Source organism: Candidatus Njordibacter sp. Uisw_039 (assembly GCF_047730075.1).
GTDB lineage: Bacteria > Pseudomonadota > Gammaproteobacteria > Pseudomonadales > Balneatricaceae > Njordibacter.
Window position 1 is genome coordinate 2,640,862 of record NZ_CP159831.1, and the last position, 24,024, is coordinate 2,664,885.

Here is a 24,024-nt window from a genome sequence, read left to right on the forward strand (position 1 = left end):
GCGGTTTAGGCTTACTTTTTGTCTTCGTCTTTGTCTTCATCTTTAACTTCTTCAAACTCTGCATCAACTGCATCGTCTGGGCCAGCTTCACCGGCACCTTCAGCACCACCTTGGGCAGCAGCATCTTCTGCATACATCTTTTGAGCAATTGCACCAGAGGCTTCTGTCAGAGTAGCAGTGGCAGTTTCGATAGCCTCCTTGTCGTCACCTTTTAGGGCTTCTTCAAGGGCATCAATGGCAACTTGTACTGCGGCTTTTTCTTCGTCTGTAGCCTTGTCGCCAACTTCTTCAATCATCTTCTTAGATGAGTGAACCATGCCATCGGCAGTGTTGCGAGCTTGTACCATTTCTTCGAATTTCTGGTCTTCAGCAGCGTTAGCTTCCGCATCTTGTACCATTTGTTCGATTTCTTCATCACTCAAACCTGAAGAAGCTTTAATAATGATGGATTGTTCTTTACCAGTACCTTTGTCTTTAGCAGACACATTCAAAATACCGTTGGCATCAATATCGAAGCTGACTTCGATTTGTGGCATACCACGTGGAGCCGGTGGAATGTCACTAAGGTCAAAACGACCCAAAGACTTATTCTGCATAGCCTGCTTACGCTCGCCTTGGCACACGTGGATGGTCACAGCAGCTTGGTTATCGTCTGCAGTAGAGAACACCTGTGACTTCTTGGTTGGGATGGTAGTGTTCCTATCAATCACCGAAGTCATTACACTACCCATAGTTTCAATACCAAGGGTCAAAGGTGTTACGTCTAGCAACAATACGTCTGTTACGTCACCAGCCAATACGCCACCCTGAATCGCTGCACCAATGGCCACAGCTTCGTCTGGGTTAACGTCTTTACGGGGCTCTTTGCCAAAGAAACTTGTAACTTCAGCCTGAACCAAAGGCATACGGCTCTGGCCACCAACTATAATTACTTCATTGATTTCGCTGGCGTCTAAGTCAGCATCTTTGAGTGCTTGAGCACACGGCTTCAAAGTACCAGATACCAGATCTTCAACCAAAGACTCCAACTTAGCGCGAGAAATTTTCACATTTAAGTGCTTAGGGCCAGAGGCATCTGCAGTAATGTAGGGCAGATTAACGTCAGTTTGGCTAGAGCTAGACAATTCAACCTTAGCTTTTTCTGCAGCTTCTTTAAGACGCTGCAAGGCTAACGGATCGTTATGTAGATCGATACCAGATTCTTTCTTGAACTCAGCAGCTAAGAATTCTATCAATCGTAGATCGAAGTCTTCACCACCTAGGAATGTGTCACCATTAGTAGCTAACACTTCAAACTGAGTTTCGCCATCTACGTCAGCAATTTCGATAATGGAGATATCAAAGGTACCACCACCCAGGTCATATACGGCAATAGTAGAATCGCCACGGCTCTTATCAAGACCGTAAGCCAATGCAGCGGCTGTAGGTTCGTTGATGATGCGCTTAACATCAAGGCCCGCAATGCGGCCAGCATCTTTAGTGGCCTGGCGCTGCGAGTCATTAAAGTAAGCAGGCACGGTAATTACTGCTTCAGTCACAGTTTCGCCTAAGTAGTCCTCAGCAGTTTTCTTCATTTTTTTCAAAATTTCAGCAGAAATCTGTGGTGGTGCTTTGCTTTCGCCATCTACGTTAACCCAAGCATCACCGTTGTCAGCTGCTTCAATTTTGTAAGGCACCATCTTGATGTCTTTTTGCACTACGTCGTCTTTGAACTTACGACCAATCAAGCGCTTAATAGCAAACAACGTATTAACTGGGTTAGTCACCGCTTGACGCTTGGCAGACTGACCCACCAAGATTTCGCCATCTCCAGCGAAAGCGATAATGGAAGGAGTGGTGCGATCACCCTCGGCGTTCTCAATTACTTTAGCGCTGCCGCCATCTAAAACAGACACACATGAGTTGGTTGTGCCTAAGTCGATACCAATGATCTTTCCCATCATAAACTCCAATTCTTAATTCACCCTTCATCAGGGTTTTGATTCAATTCTGCTCAGCCACGTTAGCGGTCTTAGGTTCAGTTTAACCTTAGGCTTAGCGCTGCTTGCTTGTGCTCTTATGTAAGGCCGTTTGCCCAAACTTCAAGTAAAAAACCTTAATTTTTCTATTTAGAAACCACTACCATGGCTGGACGCACTAGACGTCCATTTAAGGTGTAGCCTTTTTGAAACACCTCCATTACGGTGTTGGGTTCAAGATCCGGATTAGGCACGGCAGTCATGGCTTCATGCAAGTCTGGATTAAAAGGTTCGCCGTGCGGATCTAGCTGATCTACATTAAATTTCTTCAGACCGTCTAGGAGCATTTTTTGACTCATTTCAACGCCCTCAAGCAAGCTTTTCAAGCTAGCTCCCTCAGCCTTACTGGCCTCAATAGCCCGCGCTAGGTTATCCAGCAAAGAAACCACTTCCGTCATCAGTTTTTCTTGACCAAACTTATGAGCCTTAGCAACATCCTGCTCACTGCGGCGACGAATGTTTTGCACTTCCGCTTGCGCCCTCAATACATCGGCTTGCTGCTCATCTACCCGAGCAGTGGCTAATTCTAGCTCAGCCTGCACTGATTCAACGGTCACTTCCTGCAGCACTTCCTCAGTAGGCGTTTCAGCACTTTCTTCGGCTACATTGGTTTCCAGTTCAACTTCAGCTTCAGAAGGCTGCTCTTGCTCACTCATTGACTTCTCCATTACATAACTTTCGTAACCTTTACAATAAGGCTACTTGACTGCCCATCTATATGGGGACACCCCCGCGTGATTCAAGCAACTTAGGACTGGTTTTATTGGCTTTTAGACAAAAAATATTAAAGCTTACAGAAAAATACTGGACATAATACCAGTACTGGTTATACTTACAGTATAATAATTCACCGGAGCAGCACCATGTTGCAACAGCTAATTGTTCACCACTACACTTTAGTCGACTTTTTACACCTAGACTTTAGCCACAAAATGACCGCCATTAGTGGCGAAACTGGTGCTGGTAAATCAATACTTCTGGGCGCCCTAGGTTTAACCTTAGGTGATAGAGCTGAATCTGGATGTGTACGACAAGGCGCTGAACGAGCAGACATCCACGCGGTGTTCGACCTCAGCCAACTGCCTCAAGTAAAGGACTATTTAGCGGCCAAGCACCTGGCGTCAGCTGAAGATCCAGACACGTGTATACTGCGACGCATCGTCAATCAAGACGGCCGCTCCAGAGGTTATATTAATGGCAAACCAGTCAATATAACTGCCCTTAAAGAACTAGGTCGCCAACTCATTAACATACACGGTCAGCACGAGCACCAACACCTGCTCGCCCGAGACAGTCACCAAACACTCTTAGACGCCTTTGGCAATTATCCAAAACATCAAGAAGCCGTGTCCAGCATTAGCCATGAATGGCTAGAGTTTGATCGCCAAATCAAAGCCCTTACCGGCGGCCAACAACTCTCCGAAGCCGAGCAACAGCTATTGCAGTATCAAGTGGATGAACTTGTGCAGTTAAATCTATTAGAAGACGAAGTGTTAGCTCTAGAACAAGAGCACAAGCAACGAGCCAATGCTGACCAACTACTTCAAGCGGTGCGCTGTGCGTTGCCCAATAACCCACTAGATGAAGATCCTATGGCGTGCCTGCAACGCTGGCAACAACAGCTACAAAACTTTAGCCAACATAGCCCACACCTCACGGCCGCAGTAGACATGCTCGCCAGTGCAGCCATACAAATAGAAGAGAGCCAAATTGAATTGCAAAATTTCTTGCAGGGATTCGATGAAGATCCAGCGCGCCTGCAAACCCTAGAGCATCGCTTAGATCAGATTTATAGCACGGCAAGAAAACACAAAATCCAAGCTGCAGATCTACCCGAACATCTGACTCTATTACAACAACAGCTGCAACAGAATCAAGATCAAGAAGGGCAACTGGAAGCTATCCACGAACAACAAATAGCACTCGCCAACGCTTACGATGAGGCTGCCACTAGTCTGACTAAAGTAAGGCAAACAGCAGCTAAAAAACTTGAAAAAGCTGTCGGTGAGCAGCTCACTTTATTAGGCATGCCTAACTGCCGATTAGAGCTAAGCATGCAAACCAAGTCAGACATCCGTTTACAACCCCAAGGACGTGATGATATCGAAATTCTAATTAGCACCAATCCTGGCCAAATCGCCAAACCTTTGGCTAAAATCGCCTCCGGCGGTGAACTGTCCCGCATTAGCTTAGCCATTCAGGTGGTGATCGCTACCACCAGCATCACCCCTAGCCTAATCTTTGATGAAGTGGATGTGGGCATTGGTGGAGCCACTGCAGAGATTGTGGGCCGACTACTGTCTCAATTAGGCCAACATTGCCAATTATTATGCATCACCCATCTACCCCAAGTGGCGAGCCAAGCGCAGCACCATTTACAAGTAAGCAAGTCTAGCCACGGACAAGCAACACAAACTCAGGTTGCCGCACTGGATGATGATCAGAGAATACAAGAAATTGCGCGTATGTTAGGCGGTGTCAAGCTCACTCAACAAACGCTAGCTCACGCCAAGGAAATGCTAGGTACTGGTGCCTTACTTCACTAACTAGAAGGGTTAAGTGCAATTTAACAAAAAGTTAGTCCTTACTTACACCGTACAAATAGACAGTGCGACTAGTAAGGTCATAACCCAATTCAGCAGCAATTTCTTCTAGACGTTGGTTTAGAACAGGGTCGCTGAACTCTTTAATCTTACCTGATTTTATACAGACAATATGGTCGTGGCTGCCTTCAGTGGCCAATTCAAACACTGAGTTACCACCCTCAAAATGGTGGCGCACTACTAGGCCAGCAGCCTCAAACTGTGTTAAAACACGATAAACGGTGGCTAAGCCAACATCCTCACCTTGCTCCATGAGCAGCTTATAGATATCTTCTGCACTCCAATGGTCACCTTCCGTGGCTTGTTCTAGCATTTGGTAGATTTTGACACGCGGCAAGGTGACTTTTAACCCTGCTTTTCGTAATTCTTGGCTTTCTGATGCCATAGTATTGGTTACACTCTTTAGACTGTTGGGTGATTCAGGTATGATTCCGTGTCACAGACTCAACACACAGATTTGGTTAATGAAACGCTATCTTATCACGTCTCTTTTTATCGCGCTTATCGGCGGTTGTTCAAATATCGACAGCTTAGGCTTTCCTGGCGTCCATAAAATTGATATCCAACAGGGCAACCTCATCACCGATGAGATGGTAGACCTACTCCGACCAGGTTTAAGCCAGAAGCAAGTGCAGTATGTTATGGGCACGCCTTTAGTGATCGATACATTCAACCCAAGCCATTGGGATTATGTTTACCAGTACCGCCATGGTGATGGCCGCATGGAAGAACGTAAACTTAGGGTGATTTTTAAGCAAGGCAGAGTGATCCGTATCGAACAATAGTTCACGGCCATACTAGTGGCCTTGGTTAGCCTTTTAGCTGCGCTTTGGCCGCTGCTTTAGCAGCTCGGTTAGCCCTAGCCACCTTAGGATCAATCGTTAATGGACGGTATATCTCTACTCGCTGGCCCTGCATCATCTTTTCTGCCTGTGGATTTTTCACTGCTTTTCCAAAAATCCCCATAGGGGTTCCAGCAAGCTGCAAACCCTCAAACTGATCAACGATGCCCGACATCACTGCCGCATCATAAACAGTTGTTCCTTGGGGCACCTGTAAAGCCACAATTTTTTGTTGATCTGGTAGCGCAAAAGCCACCTCCACGTCGATCATGCTTACAGTTTCAGTCACGTTATTCTCACTTATATATGTTATCTGCACGTTTACAAAAGGCGTCCACCATACTGCGTGCGATAGGCGTAAACAGCCCACTCAGCGCCTTACCTTTAAGCCCTGTCACACCGAACTCTAAGACCATTTCTACTTTACATGCATCACCCCTTAACGGCGTAAATACCCAGCTACCCCTGAGATAATCAAAGGGGCCATCTTGCAACTCTAAGGTTATTTTTTCATCTGCTAACAGCGTATTGCGTGTCACAAAGTGGTAACTTAGCCCCGCTTTACTTAGGTATAACCGTGCGCTCATCGCAGTTACGGATGACTCTATCAAATCGACTTTAGAGCAACCATCCAAAAACTCTGGGTAACGCTCAACGTCATTCACAAGCGCATACATACTGGCAGCAGAATGCATTACCAAAGCAGAGCGATTTATCGAAGCCACAGCATTTCCTCTTGGAAACAGACTATATTAAAGTTAAAACAGCCGCCAATAAAGCAATATCATCAATTATTGCATAAATGTCACTGCAGCCGATTCTGGCTTAAGGTAGAATGCGCTCATGGCAAAGAAATCAAAAACTCAAAAGACCTCCACTGGCACAATTGCCCTCAATAAACGGGCAAAATTCGAATACCATTTAGACCAGCGCATTGAAGCAGGTTTGGTATTAACTGGATGGGAAATCAAAAGTATTCGTGATGGTCGAGCAAACCTAGTAGATTCATACGTAGTCATTAAAGATCAAGAAGCCTTCCTTGTAGGAGCGCATATTTCCCCTTTAATGACCGCTTGCACCCATGTGGTTGCAGAACCACGCCGTGAACGTAAGCTGTTGTTAAATAAGAAAGAAATATCACGTTTATTTGCCTCATCCTCACAAACGGGACAAACTATTGTTGCTACAGCCCTGTACTGGAAAGGCCATCGTGTTAAATGCGAAATTGCCCTTGCTAAAGGCAAGCAGCTGCATGACAAACGTGCCACCGAAAAAGAACGCGATTGGAGCAAGCAAAAACACCGGATCTTAATGAAAGCCTAGTTCGACTCTCGTAAGGGCGTAGTCGCTTTTAACATGGCCACGATAAGCGCATCACGTTGCTCCGAAAGCTCCTCTGGGGTTTGCTTAGCTGCTTCTGATGCCAGACCATCCACAAGCATTTCCACTGTTGATGGGTTTAAATCAATCTGGCCTAGATCATCCCACCAACGATGGAAGCTATCACTGTAACGGTCACAAAATTCGGCCATACCGCCTTTGCCTGCCCCCAAATTAAATAACATATGTGGGCCCATGGCAGCCCAGCGCAAGCCAGGTCCCGCCCAAACAGCCTTATCTACGTCTTCAACAGATGCCACACCTGACTTTACTAAATGTATGGCTTCTTTCCATAACGCCGCTTGCAGCCGGTTAGCCACATGAGCGGGCACTTCACGTCGCACCCTAATAGTGACCTTGCCAACAAGCTTATAAAAGGCTTCTGCGTGTTCCAGCACTCCATCTGCAGTCTTGTCATTGGCAACAAGCTCCACCAAGGGAATTAAATGTGGTGGATTAAAAGGGTGGCCTAATATAAAACGGGATGGATCTAACCAGCCAGCTTGCATTTCTGACACCATAAGGCCCGAAGCAGACGAGGCCACAATTGCATCAGGCAACAGATGCTCCTCTATTTCAGCGTAGAGCTGGTGTTTAATATGCAGCTTTTCTGGGGCGCATTCCTGGACAAACTGGCAGTCTTTTACCGCTTCTTTTGCACTGGTGTGAAAGCTAATTTCACCCGGTGTGCCATGCATTCCCAGTTGTTGCAACATAGGTGCGGCAGCAGCAAGATACGACCGTACCTTCTGTTCAGCGTCTGCCATGGGGTCATAGACTTTGACCCGTAAACCAGCACAAGCAAACAGCGCAGACCAACTGGCTCCTATGACACCGGCACCTAAGACGGCAACGCTAGTGAAATGATTATTCATCACAGGTCCTATTTATTTTATCGCAGCTTTGTATGCGTTAAGTAGCATGCCATGAAAATGATGCACCGCATGCTCGCTCATTCCGTGTTCACCATCTGGGTTAGCCATGATTCGACCAGACTGAAACGCAGGTGTATTCATACCCCGCTGCACACTTTCGACTAGGTTAATATCTTCTACCTGCAGCACATCGTTAATAAATTTAAGCGCTTCTTTTTCGGCGTCCGTAACATCTGCAGTTTCGAAATAAAATTCAAATTCCTGGTAAGTTTCTTCTGCGCCTAACGGGTTGAACCTCCACACCATAAAGTTGCCTCGACCGGGGTAACGCATCAAGGCAATGTTGGGCCACAGAAACCAAACGGCATGGTCGGTTACCGCCGCATCATCAATACTATAAGCTGCATTGCCAGTGCGCATCGCTTTAGCCATATGACTAGAATAGATGCCGTGAGTTTTTACTTTGTAGGTTTGCATGTCCACCAAACTCACAAAGTCTTTATGGGCTGTAGTGCAGTGATAACACTCCAAAAAATTATCAGTGACAGCTTTCCAGTTAGCTTTGATACGGTATGATAACCGCGTGGCATAGGTAAGCTTACTGAGGTCAGGTGCATAGGCCATAATGTCTGTCGCCAACTCACCTGTTTGACTTGCTAATGAGGCAGCACCAGTATCTAAGTTAACAAACACTAAGTGACAAAAAATTTCTACTTGAACCTGATCCAAACAAACCGCTTGGGTGTCAAAATTATGCACCAACTTGGATCTTGGAGCCGCCAGCAGCTGACCTTTAAGGTCATAATTCCATGCATGGTAGGGACAAACAATTTTCTTGATATTACCTTGGCCCTTGACTAACAGGTGACCTCGGTGTTTGCACACATTGTAAAATGCCTGCAACCCTCCTTCGATATTACGCACCACAATAATAGGTTGGCCAGCGACCTCCTGAGCCACATAGTCACCAGCGTTCCGTAACGCTTCTTCATGACAAACAAACTGCCAAGATTTGGCAAATACATGTTCTTTCTCTATGATTTGGTACTTAGGTTCTATATAGCATTGGGAGCCAATGGACCAAGATTCACAAGGATCTTTAGCATAACCAAATGCAACTGCATCAAATTCTAACTGAGTTAAATGTGCAGCCACATAGGCCTCCATAAACCACTAATAGTGGTATAAATTTAAAACAAACTTGGGTTCAAAGGTGATGCTGCGGTTAAACCACCATCAACAGTGAACATCTGTCCCGTAACAAAGCGCGACTCTTCACTTGCTAACCAAAGGGCCATATTAGCTATGTCAGAAGGCACACCAAAACGACCCACAGGGTGCCGAGCCAATGCATCTTTTTTTGCAGCAGTCTCATCCTCTGCAACCGCAAAGGCGCTGCCTGCCATCGCCGTCATAATCCAACCTGGGCATATAGCGTTGCACCTCACCATAGGGCCGTGATCGACTGCAACTGAACGAGTTAAACCATGTACAAAGGCCTTGGACGCATTGTATAGCGCTAGGCCAGGATCAGCATTAAGGCCAGATACAGAACCCATATTAATGATAGAACCACCCATAGCCATAATGGGTAAGAGGCTGCGGATGGTATTGAATACCCCACGCGCATTGGCTCCCATGAGCACTTCCCAATCATCGTCAGTGGTATCAACAACGGTCTTTTCGATCTGTACTCCAGCGTTATTCACCAGAATATTCAAGGCGCCATAGTCACTTACAAGCTGCTCTTTAAGTTCTGCTACCTGTTTAGCACAACTCACATCAGTCTGCATCCAATAAACGTTAGCCGCCATATCAGAAGGTCTGCCGCCACGCCCACAAGTAATAACCTTGGCGCCTTCCCGCACAAATCGCTCAACAATAGCGGCACCAATACCTTGGCGCCCACCCGTAACAAGAGCCACTTTGCCAGATAATTGCATACAGACTCCTATAGCAGCATTTGCTGTACCTTGGGCAATCAAACCACCGTCCAGCACCCACATCTCACTAATAAATCAGGTTACCCACTATACTTAATCTTTTCCTGTGTTGTCCTGCCTCATTTTTCGACCATAATTTGATCTTCTTCGTCAGCCCCTAGACTTTCACTGTACAGAATAGCCCACATTAACAAACCATTACTGTTATAATCTTCAACGACTTAAGGGGATGACTGGATTCGACGTTGGTTACAAACCCTGCGGTGCATGTCGAGAATGTAAGGTTTCTCGTAAATCCCACCTTGCAAAAGTTATAGTCGCAAACGACGAAAACTACGCACTAGCGGCCTAAATCCCGCTTACACTGATCACTGGATGCCTGTAAACGGTTGTGAAGTGGCTCGCAGAACAGGATCGTGTGGACTCCTCGCTCGTGGAGAAAACCCTAAAACCAATCGAGATCGCCTTATGCGCCCTGACACTTGGGCCGCGGTAGGTTAAAACAATAAAGTGATCTAAACATGTAGAGCCAATGGCAGAGGACTGGCGGACGGGGGTTCGACTCCCCCCATCTCCACCACAAACAAGCCCTAAGTATTTGATACTTAGGGCTTTTTCATTTCTATAAATATTCAAGTGTACGGAATGGTGTACAGTTCGTATTTATAAATACATCTCACCAACGCTAAAGTTCTATCCGTTGGCTGAGATATTTACCTCGCTGTTTATCAGTACTGAGTTATTTCTCAAGACACATTCTTAATGCCAACCTTGGTATGCCATGCTGATGACTCCAACAAATTTACAAGCCAGATCCTGATCGAGACACAGCGGTCACCCTAGCATTAAAGCTCATGCCGCTAGTCTTCCTGAGACCTAAAAACATCCGCTTTATGAAGTGGGCGTACATTGATTTTGATGCAGCCTTAATGACCATACCTAAGGAAGCCATGAAGATGGGCAAGGAGCTTAAAGCCCCTCTTGCAACCAAGCCTTAGTCATTCTAAACGAAGCACACAAGGACACTGGTGAGCTTGAGTACGTATTTATGTCAACCATCGGTATAGGGAAGAACAAGCCTATAGGTGAAAGTGCAACCACCAACGCCATTAGACGAATGATTGACCCTAGAACAGGCAAACCTTTTGGGACTGGCTTTATGACGAGCCACGGCTTTAGACATACCGCCAGCACCATGTTAAATGAGCTTGAATACCCTGCTGACGCTATAGAATTTCAGATGGCTCACGTAACTCAGAATATTGTTAGAAGTACTTACAACAAGGCACAGCTAATGCCTGCAAGGACTATGATGATGAGGGAGTGGGCTATATTTATAGACGGCCTGATCAACAACGATTAATAGCTATAATACTTGACTGAAACACAGCCTCTAGAGCTATTTACAACTTACTCCTACGTAGTGGCCGAATGCCCCTGAAATGCGCATCACCACAAACTGTAATGCTTCAAGTATAAATTCAGGGCTGAAAGTCGGCCTTGTAAGTTTTTCCATTGGCTCACCTAATGGATCATAGATAATTATAACATCTCTTGTTAGGTGGCCAAACCCACTTTACCACTACAGTCAGGAGGTTTATACATGGGTCAGTTTTCAATGCAAATATTGAGTGCTAATGGGTCAGTTCTGGATTCAATCTAACAAATAAGGCCTTTGTGAAAAATTTGTGTAAATGCCTCATCCTAGAAAAACCAAACCTAACGATGATGACTCTAGACGCTGTTGTAGTAAATAAAGCATTTGAAGGCCGTTTTAAACAGTGCTTTTTTTTAAATTCATTAGCACTATTCTTTAGCTTTAATTGGCGGTTTTTTTTAGGCTAAAACTGCGCTTACTTTACTAAGTAAGTGCGATTTATTTTCGCTTTATTAACGTTGAGACAAGTGTAATCTTAGACTTTCAAGTCACTCAGCCAAGGGGGGTTAGCACCTTGTCGAGAGACGTTAACGGCGGCAACCTGAGTGGCATAAGCTAATGATTCCAAAAGTTCGGTGCGACTAATATTTGCCAATGCAGTTTTAGACATAAGGTTTAAGCTAACAAGTTTAGCCAGTAAACCCGCGCTAAAGGTATCACCTGCACCAACCGTATCTACCACACACACCTTAGGCACATCTTGGTGTACCACTTCACCAGCAGTTAAATAAGCTGTTGCTCCTTCAGCGCCCTTAGTAACAATAACTATCGCCTTATTTTTACCACGCAATAAATGCACCTGTTGTTGCTCGGGGATTGCGCCTCCAACTAACCAATCTAGGTCTTCGTTAGAAACCTTAATAATATCCGCCACATCAATAATATGCTGTAAGCGTTGCCGGTAAGTTTGATCATTACTTATAAAGTTGGTACGTATATTAGGGTCTAAAACAATCACCATGTCATTAGCATACTTCTGCGCTATGGAGCAGTATGCGTCAGCAGCAGGCTCATTAATTAAGCTAATACCACCAAAATACAAGGCATTACAGGATTTAATGCCACGCTGTACATCAAACAAGTTGGGCACATGAGTGACCTGAAAAGAACGACCCGCACTATTTTCATCATAAAAGGTATAACTTGCATGGCCAGCATCAAGGCTGACAAAAGCCAGTGTGGTAGGCAAGTTAGAACGCACTAGATAGGACGTATCCACCTTACTCACCACTAATGCATCATGCAATTGTTGGCCAAATAGATCATTGGAAACTCCTGACACTATACCAACTTCGATACCTAAGCGCCCCAAGCCAATGGCAGTATTAAATATTGCGCCACCCACTAAAGGTGCGTAACTTGTTTGTCCAGAGTCGGATAGCACTTGCACCATATCAATGAGGGCTTCACCACAACAAATAATCAAAATTAATCCTATTCTTAAACGTGCCCAAATGGGGCATAATATATCGAAAAATCCGAACAAAAATTATAACGTGTTAATCAAAGCTCAAATTATCCTGCACCTTTCATTTACTCAAACAAAATCTAATGTAATTTTTAGTGGGCCTTTTCAGCACCCCACATCCGCGAAACCAATCGCATCAGTATTTTTACACCGCGTCGATTACTGCTGACTTAGAGCCTAGCAAGAGCACTGTTGATCAAAGTAATAAGTTGTGGCCAATATGGAGCCGGTTGCTCATCTGTCGGCAACATACCAAAATGCCCCGCGGTGGGCATCTCTTCTAAAGTTAAGTTTTCGTTACTAGAATGAGCAACATAGCTTTGAGCCTGAGATATAGGCACGTCTTCGTCTAAACCTCCGTGGACCAAACATATTGAAGCTTGCCCATGGGCTAGCTGTGTTGGATCTGATGCAGCATAACGCAGGGGCCAATCCACTTTAGTGCCACCCATAAGGCGCTCAACTTGATGGGGCTGACTAAGGTTATGAGCACCATCAAAATCCAACACTGCAGCGATACTAATCGTATGTTTGGGTCGCAAAAAATGGTCTCTATAAAGCTCAGAGTGAGGTTTAATTTGATCACGGCTATTAGCCCATGCTGCAAGGTGACCACCCGCAGAGTGGCCTATTAGGAGAACTTTATTAAGATCTAAGTTGGCAACTTCTTCAATATAATACAAAAAGTCTAAACCTGCCGCGACATCTTCAAATACCGCTGGCCAAGGCGCAGTGACATTATCTCCTTGGACATTCATACGGCGATACTCAAGGTTCCATACCGCCAAGTTATGGTTTTGGAAATGTTCCACAATAGCTTTTGTTGGATAGTCATCTAGGTCTGTTGTGTGTTGCCAATAGCCACCATGGATAACCACCATAACGGGTAACTTCTGGTCCGTAGGAGATCTATACAAGTGCCCAAATTGATCATTATTAGGGCCATATGAGAATTTCTTTTTCACAATAGGATCAATAATCACACTCGTCATGCTAAGGCCTCATCAAGCAATGACTTCTGCCCTAGTTTAAAAGGTATTACACTAGTGGCCCTAGCTGTTATAGCGGCTTCGATTGTGCCAATTTGAGCTTGTAATATCATTCTATATAACCTTGTTCAACCAAAACACTAACTACCAAAAATCGAATTGCATCTGCGCTGTTGAGTTAATTCCAGCAGCGCAGAGACTGAGGCCTTCAAAAATTGATGATCAATTAACTTTTATTCCACTTTAAATTCACATCGGCAGAGCAACTTTCCTGGACAATTAGTTTCACGTTTGGCATGTCGTTTTGTTCTACTTTGATGGTGGAATTATTGTTGTTGTAGTTCAGATTTTTCCACCGTGATATCAATCTTGCGCGCAGGATCACTTCATCACATGGAATCATTACAGAAAGGTCGAAATACTTTTTGAGGTGCGACCAAGGGCCGTCTTTCAAGAGTAAATAATTACCTTCAATCAACAGCACGGTCATTTTTTTGTCAATCAATCTGGCACATGCAAGGGAGATGTCACGGTTACGGTCAAATACAGGAACGGCAATACTTTCGGTCTGATTTTTGTCTGTAAGTCGCTTTAAGGCTGCGTCCAATCCACCCACATCAAACGTCTCAGGAACACCTTTTCTTTGAGTCATCCCAAGCTGCTCCAAGATCGCGTTGTCATAATGAAAACCATCCATCGGAACAACCTGTACTTTTATTTCTTTGTTCTGTGCTAGCAAGACTTCCAACGCATCGGTCGCCGTAGACTTACCACACCCTGGGGCCCCAACGATAGCAATAACGAGCCTGCCATCACTAGTCGTCCGCTCTAATATCATAGCCGCGAGTTCTGCAAGAAAAACCTCTGACAGCTCACCTTTTTTTATGACTGGAAACTGGTGATCAGAGTGGATCATACTTGTCCCTCTTCATATTGCACTGGCACCCTGTTGTCACAATAAGACGCTAATGCAGTCTCTACACCTAGGTCCCAAATCATTAACAACCATCTAGAAAAAGCACTTTTAAACCGGGGTTGGTCTGCTAAGCTGCCATAGGTATTACGCATTTCTAGCCAAGCTTGTGGCTCCGTTTTTGCTTTCTTTGCCGTTTTCATTAAGGTGTCCCAAAAAGGATCATTGGCTTCAATAATGCTGCCATCCTCTCTTGTTCCCTCGCACATGCGTGCCCATGCTGCCTCTACAAAAGCTAACCCTTCAACTGATACACCTGCGGCCAAGCCGTCATGAACTGTAGGTAATATAAATCCTGGGTGGCGCGACGATCCATCAAAGGCTACCCGGCGCACGGTATCAATAATTTCTGGATTAGAAAACCGCCGTTCTATCAGGTTTACATACTGTTGAGGATTCATTCCTGGAACCTGAGCAACATGGTGTACAATCTCCTCAGATTGAACTTTTAGAAAAAATGCATGAATTTGTGTATGCTCCATAGCCTCTGAAATCGTTTCTATATTCAAAATCTCTGCAATGTTAACTATGATCTGGTGACCTGCGTTGAGGATACGAATCTTCTGTGTTTCAAAACCATGCACGTTATCAGTAAAGGTAGCACCCACTTTCTCCCATTTGGGTGACCTGCACAAAAAGCATCTTCAAGTACCCATTGACGAAAATTTTCATGGGTCACCGGCACTTGATCGTCAACTCCAATTTGCTTAGCTAACTCCAACTCTCTAGCTCCAGTTGCTGGCACAATGCAGTCGACCATTGAGTTTGGAAAAGTACATTGCTCCTCAATCCATTGAGCCAATTTCACATCTGACATTCTGGCAAGTGAAATAATAGTTTGCCGTAGGATGTCACCATTACCTTGAAGGTTGTCGCAACTTTGTAAGGTAAAAGGTCCAATGTTGCGTTCACAGCGTATTTTTAGCGCTGCGATAATTGAGCCAAAGGCAGTGCGCGGTGTACTGGGGTTAGCCGCATCATACTCAATGTCTGGATGTGCACTATTCAAAGCCTTAGTCACAGGATCAATGTAATAGCCTCCCTCTGTCACAGTAAGGGCGACAATTCGTATTACAGGATCTGCCATTTGCGCAATCAAAGGGCCATTGCCATCCTCGATGGCCACGTAGTCAATCATTGATCCGACCACTTCGGCAGATTTTCCCAACGGGTCCAGTTCAATTAAAGTACTCAAACAATCTTGAGATAATAATTTTTCTCGTTGCTCAGTGTCAAAGGGACGAACCCCTGCACCAATGATGGCCCAGTCATGATTAAGACCCATTTCAAGCAAGCGGTGAAGATACCAAGATTGATGCGCACGATGAAAATTACCCAGTCCAATATGCACAATGCCAGGTGTCAGTGCCCGGCGGTCATAGGTGGGTTTAGAAATGATATCTGGTAGGCTGTTCAGACTTTGATTTGATAATATCATTAGCTTGTCCATTGACCTCCATCAACATTATAGGTTTGTGCCACAATGTATTCAGCTTCATCACTTGCTAAAAAAATAGCCATACCCGTTAAATCTTGGGCCTGCCCCATTCTTCCATAAGGCACCGCTTCTCCCACCTCTTGCTTTTTCTGGCCCAGAACTTTGCCTTCGTGTTTAGCAAAGAACGCATCAACCCCATCCCAATGTTCGCCGTCAACAACTCCAGGAGAGATAGCATTGACGTTAATGCCGTGTTGAATTAAGTTGAGCCCAGCTGATTGCGTGAGGCTGATCACAGCTGCCTTGGTTGCGCAATAAACAGCCACAAGCGGTTCACCACGGCGCCCTGCTTGACTGGCCATATTGATAATGCTGCCCTTAATACCTTGATCAATCATGTGTCGTGCCACAGCTTGCAGGGTAAACAGAGTGCCTGAAAAATTAATGTCGAACGCACGCTGATAATCTACACGATCTATATCAACGATGGGGCCAGCTGTAAAAATGGCTGCATTGTTGATTAAAATATCTATTTGTCCAAATGCATCCACAACTTGGCTAATAGCACGATCAATACTCTTTTGTTGGGTCACATCCATCTCCACAGCAATAGCTGCAGGGCCTAAGTCACTGACTGATCTGCGCGCGCGTTCAATATCAATGTCTGCAATTGCTACCCGAGCACCTTCTTTTATGTAGGCCTCAGCAAAGGCGAGTCCAATGCCTCGAGCTGCGCCCGTGATGAGGGCACACTTACCAACAAGTCGCTTCATGCAAGCCTCAATCCATCGTCTGAAAACAGATGAAGATGTGCATGATTTGGAGTAAGAAACACTTTTTCTCCATAATGCAGGCTAACCTCACCACTTGCTCTGACCGTAATCGGTTCTGGAAAAGCGTCACATTTCACATGAAAAAAGGTATCAGAGCCTAGGTGCTCTGATACACCAATAATGCCAGACCATACCCCTTCTTGGTCTGAAATCGAAAGGTGTTCGGGCCGGATGCCAATGGTCTTCGCACCCAATTTGACGGCTTCAGGTCCTTTAAGTAAGTTCATAGAAGGCGAGCCAATGAAACCCGCTACAAAAACGTTTTTAGGCTTACTGTATAACTCAAGTGGGCTACCTACCTGCTCGATATTACCCGCTTTTAACACCACAATTCGGTCAGCCATAGTCATGGCCTCAACCTGATCGTGAGTTACATAAACCATGGTTGTGGCCAGTCGTTTGTGCAATTCACCAATTTCAAGTCGCATTTCAACCCGCAAGGCAGCGTCCAAGTTTGAAAGTGGTTCGTCAAACAAGAAGGCTTTGGGTTCGCGCACGATGGCTCGACCAATCGCCACACGCTGTCGTTGTCCCCCTGATAAAAGCCCTGGTCGGCGCTCAAGATAATCAGTTAGGTTAAGCACTTCTGCTGCTGCCATCACCTTGCTATTAATCTTGTCTCGGCCAAGCTTAGCCATTTTAAGTGGGAAAGCGATGTTGTTGCGCACAGTCATATGCGGGTAAAGAGCATATGACTGAAAAACCATAGCCAATTTACGCTTGGCCGGTGCCAATTGTGTAGAGTCTTTACCATCGATATGAATTTGGCCTCCTGTTAAATCTTCAAGGCCTGCAATAAGGCGTAAGAGTGTCGATTTTCCACAGCCTGACGGTCCCACAAATACGGTGAATTCTCCATCTTCTATGGTCAAGTCCAAGGGTGGTATAACTTCCACACCGTCAAAGCTCTTATTAACTTGATCAAGTACAATGCGTCCCATGAGTAAGGTCCTTATTATTTTACGGCGCCGAAAGTTAGGCCACGTACGAGTTGTTTTTGACTAAACCAGCCTAGGATCAGAATTGGAGCGATAGCCATGGTTGAGGCAGCGCTTAGTTTGGCGTAGAACAACCCCTCAGGGCTTGAGTAACTGGCGATAAAAGCTGTGAGAGGTGCAGCCTTTGCAGCAGTCAGATTGAGTGTCCAAAAAGCCTCATTCCAAGCTAAAATGACATTGAGTAGGATCGTCGACGCTATGCCAGGAACTGCCATGGGCATCAGCACGTAGAAAATTTCTGATTTAAGTGTCGCCCCATCCATACGAGCCGCCTCAAGTATTTCTCCAGGAATTTCCTTAAAATAGGTGTACAGCATCCACACAATAATGGGCAGATTAATCAACATCAAAACCACAATCAAACCCAAGCGAGTATCAAGTACGCCCAGTTCAATAAAAATCAGGTAAAGAGGGTAAAGGACTCCCACCGCTGGCAACATCTTAGTGGAAAGCATCCAAAGCAAAATATCTTTAGTTCGCTTAGATGGCACAAATGCCATCGACCAAGCAGCAGGCACAGCAATTAGCACACCCAAAAGTGTTGAGCCACCGGCGATGAAAACTGAGTTCCATAAAAAACGCATATAGTTTGAGCGTTCTTGTACCACCTGATAATTTTCTAGGGTCCAATCAAAGTTAAGAAAAAGAGGTGGGCTGGCAATGGCCTGCGCCTCAGTTTTGAAACTCGTTAAAATAGTCCATAAAATGGGAAAAAAAATCATTAGACCGATAGACCATGCAGCAACGGTGGTCAGCATCTTCAGCTGCATTGAATTAGAACGTGCCATTTGAGCCTTCCTTAAGCATCTAGGTTTTTGCCAACGATGCGCATTAAAAACAGCGCTACAATATTGGCTAAAATGATAGCGTAAACGCCACCAGCCGAACCAAGGCCAATATTTTGTGAATCAGTAATGCGCTGGAAAATTAAATAAGTCAGTGTTCTGGTATCGAAAGCGCCTGACGTAGTGACAAAAATCTCAGCGAAAGTTGAGAGGATGAAGATGGTTTGAATTAAAATAACCACTGTAATGGCGCGCCCTAAGTGAGGTAATACGATAAACCAAAAACGCTTTAAAAGTGGTGCGCCATCCATTTCTGCAGCTTCCATCTGTTCACTGTCTAAAGATTGTCTAGCCGTTAATAAAATTAAAGTTGCAAACGGTAGCCACTGCCAAGAAACAATCATAATAATGGAGGGTAATGCGGCGTCAGTGAGCCATATTACCGGTTCAGCGCCAAAAGCCTTAAAAAGGTGGGCAAATAGACCGTTGACTGGGTCCATGAACATATTTTTCCAAAGTAATGCAGACACTGTAGGCATGACAAAAAATGGCGCAATCACCAAAATACGCACAATGCCTTGTCCCCACATGGGTTGATCCAAAAGCATGGCTAAAAGGACGCCAAGCACAACCGTAATCACTAATACACTGATAACGATGATAAGCGTCGTCTGAACAGCAGGCCAAAAACTACTTGATGTCAAAAACCGCACGTAGTTGTCAAAGCCAGCAAAGCCAAGATCACCACCACGCATGGGTAAGAATTTTCTAAAAGAGAACCAAAAGGTCATGGTTAACGGCACCAACATCCAGCCTAAAAGTAGGATCACAGCTGGCGCCATCATTACTCGCGCGGCGGATCGGGATGCATTGGTGGACATATGTATTTCCTCCGGTGACAGGACAGTGCCAAATCACACGAAATTAAGAGTCTACTAAGGTGGGTTGTGTTAGGTAATAGTACCAGAGGGCCGTAACTTATGCCCTCTGGTTTAAAGCGAACAGCTTAGCGGTAGCCAGCTGCTTCCATAGCTTCGTTAGTGATGGCTTGCGCCTTCGCTAGTGCTTCTGCCACAGTTTGCTGACCAGCATAGGCTGCAGAGAATTCTTGGCTAACTTCTGTTGCGATACCAGCAAACTCTGGAATAGCCGCGAACTGGATACCCACGTATGGGCTAGGATCGACGGTTGAGTTTGTTGGATCAGCCGACAGGATTGAATCCAATGTCATCTGCGCAAAAGGAACTGCCATGTAGTTTGGATTCTTGTAAAGTGAGGTACGTGCTCCTGGAGGAACGTTAGCCCAACCTTCTTTAGCTGCTACTAGCTCAATGTAAGATTTGTTAGTTGCCCACTCAAGAAACTCTTTCGCAGCAGCTTCTTGCTGAGTGCCAGCAGGAATTGCTAGAGCCCATGCCCAAAGCCAGTTAGACCGCACACCTAAACCATTATCTGGTGCTAGAGCGAAATCAACCTTGTCTGCAACAGTAGAGTCTTTAGGATTTGTTACGAAAGACGCTGCCACAGTGGCGTCAATCCACATGCCACATTTACCCTGTTGAAAGAGCGAAAGGTTTTCGTTAAAGCCATTGGTTGAGTAGCCTGGAGGGCCTGCATCATTCATCATGTTAACGTAAAAGTTAAGCGTGTCTGACCATTCGCGTGAATCGAACTGTGCATTCCAATCTTCATCAAACCAACGGGCACCAAACGAGTTGGACATTGCAGTAATAAATGCACCACCTTCACCCCAACCTGCTTTACCACGAATACACACACCATAAACTTCGTTATCACGGTCTGTCATTGCACGCGCAGCTTTAGCTATAAATGACCAGCTAGGCGCAGCTGGCATTTCCATGCCTGCAGCTTCCATTAGGTCTGTGCGGTACATAACCATTGAACTTTCACCATAGAATGGTGCAGCATAAAGGGTACCTTCATGAGACAAACCACCTGCCATTGCTGGCAAAAGATCACCCACATCATATTCAGCTGAAAGGTCATCTAGCGGAACTAACCAACCGTTTGCTCCCCAAATTGGGGTTTCATACATACCGATGGTCATCACGTCAAAGGATCCACCTTTAGTGGTAATGTCCGTAGTAACACGCTGCCTTAAAACGTTTTCTTCAAGTGTGACCCACTCCACAGTGTGTCCAGTTTTAGCAGTGAAGTCATCTGTTAAACCTTGCATACGGATCATGTCACCGTTGTTTACTGTAGCCACAGTGATTACATCTGCCTGCACTCCCAGCGCACTAACCGCTGACAGAGCTGTCGCAGCAAGTATGGTATTTTTTAATTTCATCATATCCTCCGGAGGATTTAGATTTATAAATTTTTGATAGATATTTTTATAATTTACTTCGTCGGCGACCAAGCCGATGTCTCATCATATACTCAAGCTTTTACACTTGTCAATTATTAATGTTAGTTGCTTTAATAAATAAATAAGACTATTCTCGCCAGTAAGGTTTAGCTTATTCAGCTCATTTAAATTGACTTAAATTGTTTTATATTGACTTAAAGAACGTTTAAAATGGCCGACCAATAAAACTAAATTTACGATCGAATGCCTTAGGCACTTGGTTTCGAGCCATTCACATCGCTAAAAGGAACTTCACTGATGCGCCTAGACGAGAACCAAAAAAGGGTCTTTAATGAATTTAGGCTTAACAAAAGAGCATCGAAAGCTGATGTCTCTCTAAAAGTAAATTTGACTCACCCAGCGGTCACACAAATTGTGCGCAAGCTCTGCCAGTTGGGCTACCTTAAGGAAGATGACGAAAAGCGCAAAGGCCTACGCGGCCAGCCGGCCACTATTTATAGCATTTCAGACAAAAACATATTTGTTGGGATTCATGTTGGGCGCAGTCGCTTTGAGTTTGTAGCCGTTGAACTCACTGGGAATATTTTGAAAAGCGTCACTATACCAGTTGGATTCCTTCAGCAAGAGAAGCTAAAATCCTTGAGTCAAAAGGAATTGGATGACTTCCTTGCATCAAAAGAATTAAATGGAAGGCATATCGTTGGTGTGGGTATATCAACCCCCTATTTTTGGGAAGGTTGGCAATCGATTCTGCCACCAAACAACGTCATTGATCAGTCTTGGAGCTCAAATTTGGTCACTAGCCTATTCAAATTATCCGGTGTAGATAGCTTAATCGTTGAAAACGACGGCTCATCTGCTGCTCTTGGGGAGTTAACTTTTGGCACAGGCGCAATTCATAAAGATTTTCTGTACGTCAACATTGGTACTTTGATTGGTGGAGGGTTGGTTATTGACGGCACCCTTCGCACAGGTCCGCACGGAAACTCCGCAGCGGTAGCGCCTTTTCCAGTCTCACAATCTCACCTATCAACTGCGCAAAAATCAGGTCACTCATTTGAACCATTGCTCAGCCGGGCATCATTATATTCACTCATAGAACATGCTGATCGCAAGGGGTTAAAGTTAGACCTTACTACACTGGATGAGATCACATGCAAAGAGACCATCCTCTGCCTTGATGAATGGGTTGAGGACTGTTCAAGCGCTTTAGCACAGTTCTTAATTGGGGTTTGGTCACTCATCGATATTGAGGCCATTGTTCTGGATGGTGGATTGCCTAAATCTGTTTTGCATAGGATCATTAATAGGACTTTACATCATGTGCAAGACTTTCACACTGAAGGCATCATCACGTGTGATGTGAAACTTGGGGAACTTGGTTCATTGGCTCAATCAATTGGAGCAGCATGCTTGCCTATGCTTAGCATTCTGGGACGCCCCCCCACTAAACACAGTGAACATTAATAGCATCAGGGCATAACTCGCCCTAATCCCATTTTGTAGCATATATACAGCCCAATAGAGCGTATTCGTGAATTTTTAAGGGCCAAGTACAATGAAAAAATTGACGATATTTAAATGCATTTCAACATACAGACGATAGCCCCTAATTATAGGGGCTAAAATCATACCATTTATATTAACCACGCTAGTAACCCTGCTAGCCTTTGCTGCTAATTCATTACTTAACCGTGGCGCCTTACAGTATGAATTAATTGGGCCCAGAGAATTTACTATATTGAGAGTAGCTTTTGGGGCCTTGACACTTTTCCTATTGCTGGCCTTGCTTAACTAACACTTGCCAAAACCCATACCATTTAAGGGTATGGTTGGGCACTTTATTCACTTAATGGACATAAGGTAAAACGACCCAATGAGCACAACCTCTATAGAACAAGACATAATTCAGGTCTGTGAACTTGTAAAGAGCAAGACACGTAAGGGGCATCGAACTATTGTAGGAGTGGCTGGACCACCGGCCTCCGGCAAATCAACACTTGCAGAGTTGGTGGTTGAACACCTCAATAATGATGCCAATGCAACCGTACCAATGGCTTCAATGTTGCCGATGGACGGTTATCACTTAGATAACCCACTGTTGATTGCAAGAGGCCTGCTGGACCGCAAAGGCGCGCCAGAAACATTCAATGCGCACGGGTTTTGCGAAATGGTAAAAAGCCTTTCAACCACCAACGTGGAAACCTTTCACCCCAACTTTAACAGGCATATGGACTTGGCTATAGCCAACTCAATTGCCATCCACCCAGACACTCAAGTGATTGTGGTCGAGGGTAACTACCTATTACTGAAAACCGAGCCATGGGCTTCTTTACGCGAAGTGTTTGACGCTACCGTATTGGTTTGCCCACCTATTGAAGCCCTTCGCGACCGCTTGCAACAGCGATGGATCAAATATGGGCTAGACCCAGAAGCGGCTAAGTTACGAGCAACACAAAATGATTTAGTGAATGTGCAACTGGTCATTAGCGATAGTTACGATGGCGATTTGATGTTGTCGCAGGACTACACCTAATTTGGTGTGGGGACGCAAAAAAACCATTTAAAGTGCATTGAAGTATGATGTGTACCAATAATTGGATAAATAGTATTGGTTAATAATTACCTGATGATTAGAATCGAGGATGATGATATTCACCAAAGAATTGGTAATGAAAAAGCAACCATGTTGAACTCGATACTAGCTGAAATTGCCGCTTCTTATGACTAACTCCTTAATTGTGATGTATGACCTTCCTATGACTGTTACATGCGCTCTATAACTTTACTATTACCACTATTATATAAATGCTTATTAGTCGGCTACAGGGCCAATTAACCAAACTTTTGGAAAGGACCATCATAGGTATGTTCAATTATATTGAGCTGTTTTACAATCCAACACGACGCCATGGAAATAACGGTGACTTGTCACCCATGGAGTTTGAAAATAACTATTTTAGGAACCAAGCGGGTGTCTAGAAAAATGGGTGCGTATCAGTGCCCTCTATGGCACCCTAGACCAACCTTAATGCATCTGCTGGTGTTGGTTTAGTGCAAGTCCTTAGCTGTCTCAGGAGCCTAGGGTAACAGTGCCTATAGAGCATGA

Annotated in this window: 24 protein-coding genes, 1 other RNA gene and 2 pseudogenes; 8 read left to right on the forward strand and 19 right to left on the reverse strand. The window is 44.9% G+C overall.

What is annotated here, in order from left to right:
• Positions 1-11: 11 nt before the first annotated feature.
• Together dnaK and grpE are read right to left on the reverse strand one after the other, a co-directional pair.
• Positions 12-1,940, reverse strand: a complete 1,929-nt coding sequence (dnaK, locus tag ABXT70_RS12630) for a molecular chaperone DnaK (RefSeq protein ID WP_443642519.1) — start codon at positions 1,938-1,940, stop codon at positions 12-14.
• 164 nt (positions 1,941-2,104) lie between these two features.
• The gene (gene grpE, locus ABXT70_RS12635; protein WP_443640817.1) at positions 2,105-2,674 is read right to left on the reverse strand and encodes a nucleotide exchange factor GrpE; all 570 of its coding nucleotides are present in this window, start codon (positions 2,672-2,674) and stop codon (positions 2,105-2,107) included.
• 207 nt (positions 2,675-2,881) lie between these two features.
• Between grpE and recN the strand changes: the two genes are divergently transcribed.
• Entirely contained in the window at positions 2,882-4,564 is a 1,683-nt protein-coding gene (gene recN / locus ABXT70_RS12640; protein ID WP_443640818.1) for a DNA repair protein RecN, read from the forward strand.
• 31 nt (positions 4,565-4,595) lie between these two features.
• On the opposite strand, the gene fur is transcribed toward recN, so the two are convergent.
• Positions 4,596-5,006 (reverse strand): ferric iron uptake transcriptional regulator, encoded by a 411-nt coding sequence (gene fur, locus ABXT70_RS12645; protein WP_443640819.1) that lies wholly within the window; start codon positions 5,004-5,006, stop codon positions 4,596-4,598.
• Positions 5,007-5,085: 79 nt separating this feature from the next.
• On the opposite strand from fur, the gene ABXT70_RS12650 reads away from it, so the two are divergent.
• Entirely contained in the window at positions 5,086-5,406 is a 321-nt protein-coding gene (locus ABXT70_RS12650) for an outer membrane protein assembly factor BamE (protein ID WP_443640820.1), read from the forward strand.
• A 25-nt stretch (positions 5,407-5,431) separates the two neighbouring features.
• Here the strand turns inward: ABXT70_RS12650 and ABXT70_RS12655 are convergent, their stop codons facing one another.
• A complete protein-coding gene (locus ABXT70_RS12655; protein WP_443640821.1) occupies positions 5,432-5,752 on the reverse strand; it encodes an RnfH family protein in 321 nt (106 codons plus the stop codon).
• 7 nt (positions 5,753-5,759) lie between these two features.
• Entirely contained in the window at positions 5,760-6,188 is a 429-nt protein-coding gene (locus tag ABXT70_RS12660) for a type II toxin-antitoxin system RatA family toxin (RefSeq protein ID WP_443640822.1), read from the reverse strand.
• A 118-nt stretch (positions 6,189-6,306) separates the two neighbouring features.
• On the opposite strand from ABXT70_RS12660, the gene smpB reads away from it, so the two are divergent.
• Positions 6,307-6,786: an SsrA-binding protein SmpB gene (smpB, locus tag ABXT70_RS12665; protein ID WP_443640823.1), complete on the forward strand. Its 480-nt coding sequence runs from the start codon at positions 6,307-6,309 to the stop codon at positions 6,784-6,786.
• On the opposite strand, the gene ABXT70_RS12670 is transcribed toward smpB, so the two are convergent.
• From ABXT70_RS12670 to ABXT70_RS12685, 4 genes and pseudogenes are all read right to left on the reverse strand, one after another.
• On the reverse strand, positions 6,783-7,718 hold the full coding sequence (locus ABXT70_RS12670; protein WP_443640824.1) for a 3-hydroxyacyl-CoA dehydrogenase family protein: 936 nt from the start codon (positions 7,716-7,718) through the stop codon (positions 6,783-6,785). The genes smpB and ABXT70_RS12670 overlap by 4 nt on opposite strands.
• Positions 7,719-7,730: 12 nt before the next feature.
• Positions 7,731-8,342 (reverse strand): RHO alpha subunit C-terminal catalytic domain-containing protein, encoded by a 612-nt coding sequence (locus ABXT70_RS12675; protein WP_443642520.1) that lies wholly within the window; start codon positions 8,340-8,342, stop codon positions 7,731-7,733.
• A 141-nt stretch (positions 8,343-8,483) separates the two neighbouring features.
• Positions 8,484-8,885: pseudogene (locus tag ABXT70_RS12680) on the reverse strand (aromatic ring-hydroxylating oxygenase subunit alpha); the annotation flags it as partial.
• 23 nt (positions 8,886-8,908) lie between these two features.
• Positions 8,909-9,661 carry an SDR family NAD(P)-dependent oxidoreductase gene (locus ABXT70_RS12685; RefSeq protein ID WP_443640825.1) on the reverse strand — a complete coding sequence of 251 codons (753 nt, stop codon included), beginning with the start codon at positions 9,659-9,661 and terminating at the stop codon, positions 8,909-8,911.
• Between the two features lie 225 nt (positions 9,662-9,886).
• On the opposite strand from ABXT70_RS12685, the gene ssrA reads away from it, so the two are divergent.
• Positions 9,887-10,241, forward strand: a transfer-messenger RNA (tmRNA) gene (gene ssrA / locus ABXT70_RS12690).
• A 420-nt stretch (positions 10,242-10,661) separates the two neighbouring features.
• Positions 10,662-11,024: a tyrosine-type recombinase/integrase gene (locus tag ABXT70_RS12695; protein WP_443642521.1), complete on the forward strand. Its 363-nt coding sequence runs from the start codon at positions 10,662-10,664 to the stop codon at positions 11,022-11,024.
• A 550-nt stretch (positions 11,025-11,574) separates the two neighbouring features.
• On the opposite strand, the gene ABXT70_RS12700 is transcribed toward ABXT70_RS12695, so the two are convergent.
• From ABXT70_RS12700 to ABXT70_RS12745, 10 genes are all read right to left on the reverse strand, one after another.
• Positions 11,575-12,525 carry a carbohydrate kinase family protein gene (locus tag ABXT70_RS12700; RefSeq protein WP_443640826.1) on the reverse strand — a complete coding sequence of 317 codons (951 nt, stop codon included), beginning with the start codon at positions 12,523-12,525 and terminating at the stop codon, positions 11,575-11,577.
• Between the two features lie 212 nt (positions 12,526-12,737).
• Entirely contained in the window at positions 12,738-13,559 is an 822-nt protein-coding gene (locus tag ABXT70_RS12705; RefSeq protein WP_443640827.1) for an alpha/beta hydrolase, read from the reverse strand.
• A gap of 223 nt (positions 13,560-13,782) precedes the next feature.
• Entirely contained in the window at positions 13,783-14,472 is a 690-nt protein-coding gene (locus tag ABXT70_RS12710; protein ID WP_443640828.1) for a nucleoside/nucleotide kinase family protein, read from the reverse strand.
• Positions 14,469-15,137 carry a hypothetical protein gene (locus tag ABXT70_RS12715; RefSeq protein WP_443640829.1) on the reverse strand — a complete coding sequence of 223 codons (669 nt, stop codon included), beginning with the start codon at positions 15,135-15,137 and terminating at the stop codon, positions 14,469-14,471. Before ABXT70_RS12715 ends, ABXT70_RS12710 begins: the two co-directional genes overlap by 4 nt.
• A complete protein-coding gene (locus ABXT70_RS12720; RefSeq protein WP_443640830.1) occupies positions 15,056-15,967 on the reverse strand; it encodes a mannitol dehydrogenase family protein in 912 nt (303 codons plus the stop codon). Before ABXT70_RS12720 ends, ABXT70_RS12715 begins: the two co-directional genes overlap by 82 nt.
• Entirely contained in the window at positions 15,967-16,740 is a 774-nt protein-coding gene (locus ABXT70_RS12725; protein WP_443640831.1) for an L-iditol 2-dehydrogenase, read from the reverse strand. The genes ABXT70_RS12720 and ABXT70_RS12725 overlap by 1 nt, the downstream gene beginning before the upstream one ends.
• Complete coding sequence (locus tag ABXT70_RS12730; protein ID WP_443640832.1) at positions 16,737-17,741, reverse strand: ABC transporter ATP-binding protein; 1,005 nt, start codon at positions 17,739-17,741, stop codon at positions 16,737-16,739. The genes ABXT70_RS12725 and ABXT70_RS12730 overlap by 4 nt, the downstream gene beginning before the upstream one ends.
• A gap of 14 nt (positions 17,742-17,755) precedes the next feature.
• A complete protein-coding gene (locus tag ABXT70_RS12735) occupies positions 17,756-18,586 on the reverse strand; it encodes a carbohydrate ABC transporter permease (protein WP_443640833.1) in 831 nt (276 codons plus the stop codon).
• Between the two features lie 11 nt (positions 18,587-18,597).
• Positions 18,598-19,464, reverse strand: coding sequence for a carbohydrate ABC transporter permease (locus ABXT70_RS12740; protein WP_443640834.1), 867 nt, complete (start codon positions 19,462-19,464; stop codon positions 18,598-18,600).
• A 125-nt stretch (positions 19,465-19,589) separates the two neighbouring features.
• Positions 19,590-20,897 (reverse strand): ABC transporter substrate-binding protein, encoded by a 1,308-nt coding sequence (locus tag ABXT70_RS12745; RefSeq protein WP_443640835.1) that lies wholly within the window; start codon positions 20,895-20,897, stop codon positions 19,590-19,592.
• Between the two features lie 315 nt (positions 20,898-21,212).
• Between ABXT70_RS12745 and ABXT70_RS12750 the strand changes: the two genes are divergently transcribed.
• From ABXT70_RS12750 to ABXT70_RS12760, 3 genes and pseudogenes are all read left to right on the forward strand, one after another.
• Positions 21,213-22,382 carry an ROK family transcriptional regulator gene (locus ABXT70_RS12750; RefSeq protein ID WP_443640836.1) on the forward strand — a complete coding sequence of 390 codons (1,170 nt, stop codon included), beginning with the start codon at positions 21,213-21,215 and terminating at the stop codon, positions 22,380-22,382.
• Positions 22,383-22,791: 409 nt separating this feature from the next.
• Positions 22,792-23,451 carry a uridine kinase gene (locus tag ABXT70_RS12755; RefSeq protein ID WP_443640837.1) on the forward strand — a complete coding sequence of 220 codons (660 nt, stop codon included), beginning with the start codon at positions 22,792-22,794 and terminating at the stop codon, positions 23,449-23,451.
• A 332-nt stretch (positions 23,452-23,783) separates the two neighbouring features.
• A pseudogene (locus tag ABXT70_RS12760) lies at positions 23,784-23,897 on the forward strand (IS3 family transposase); the annotation flags it as partial.
• Positions 23,898-24,024: the final 127 nt, after the last annotated feature.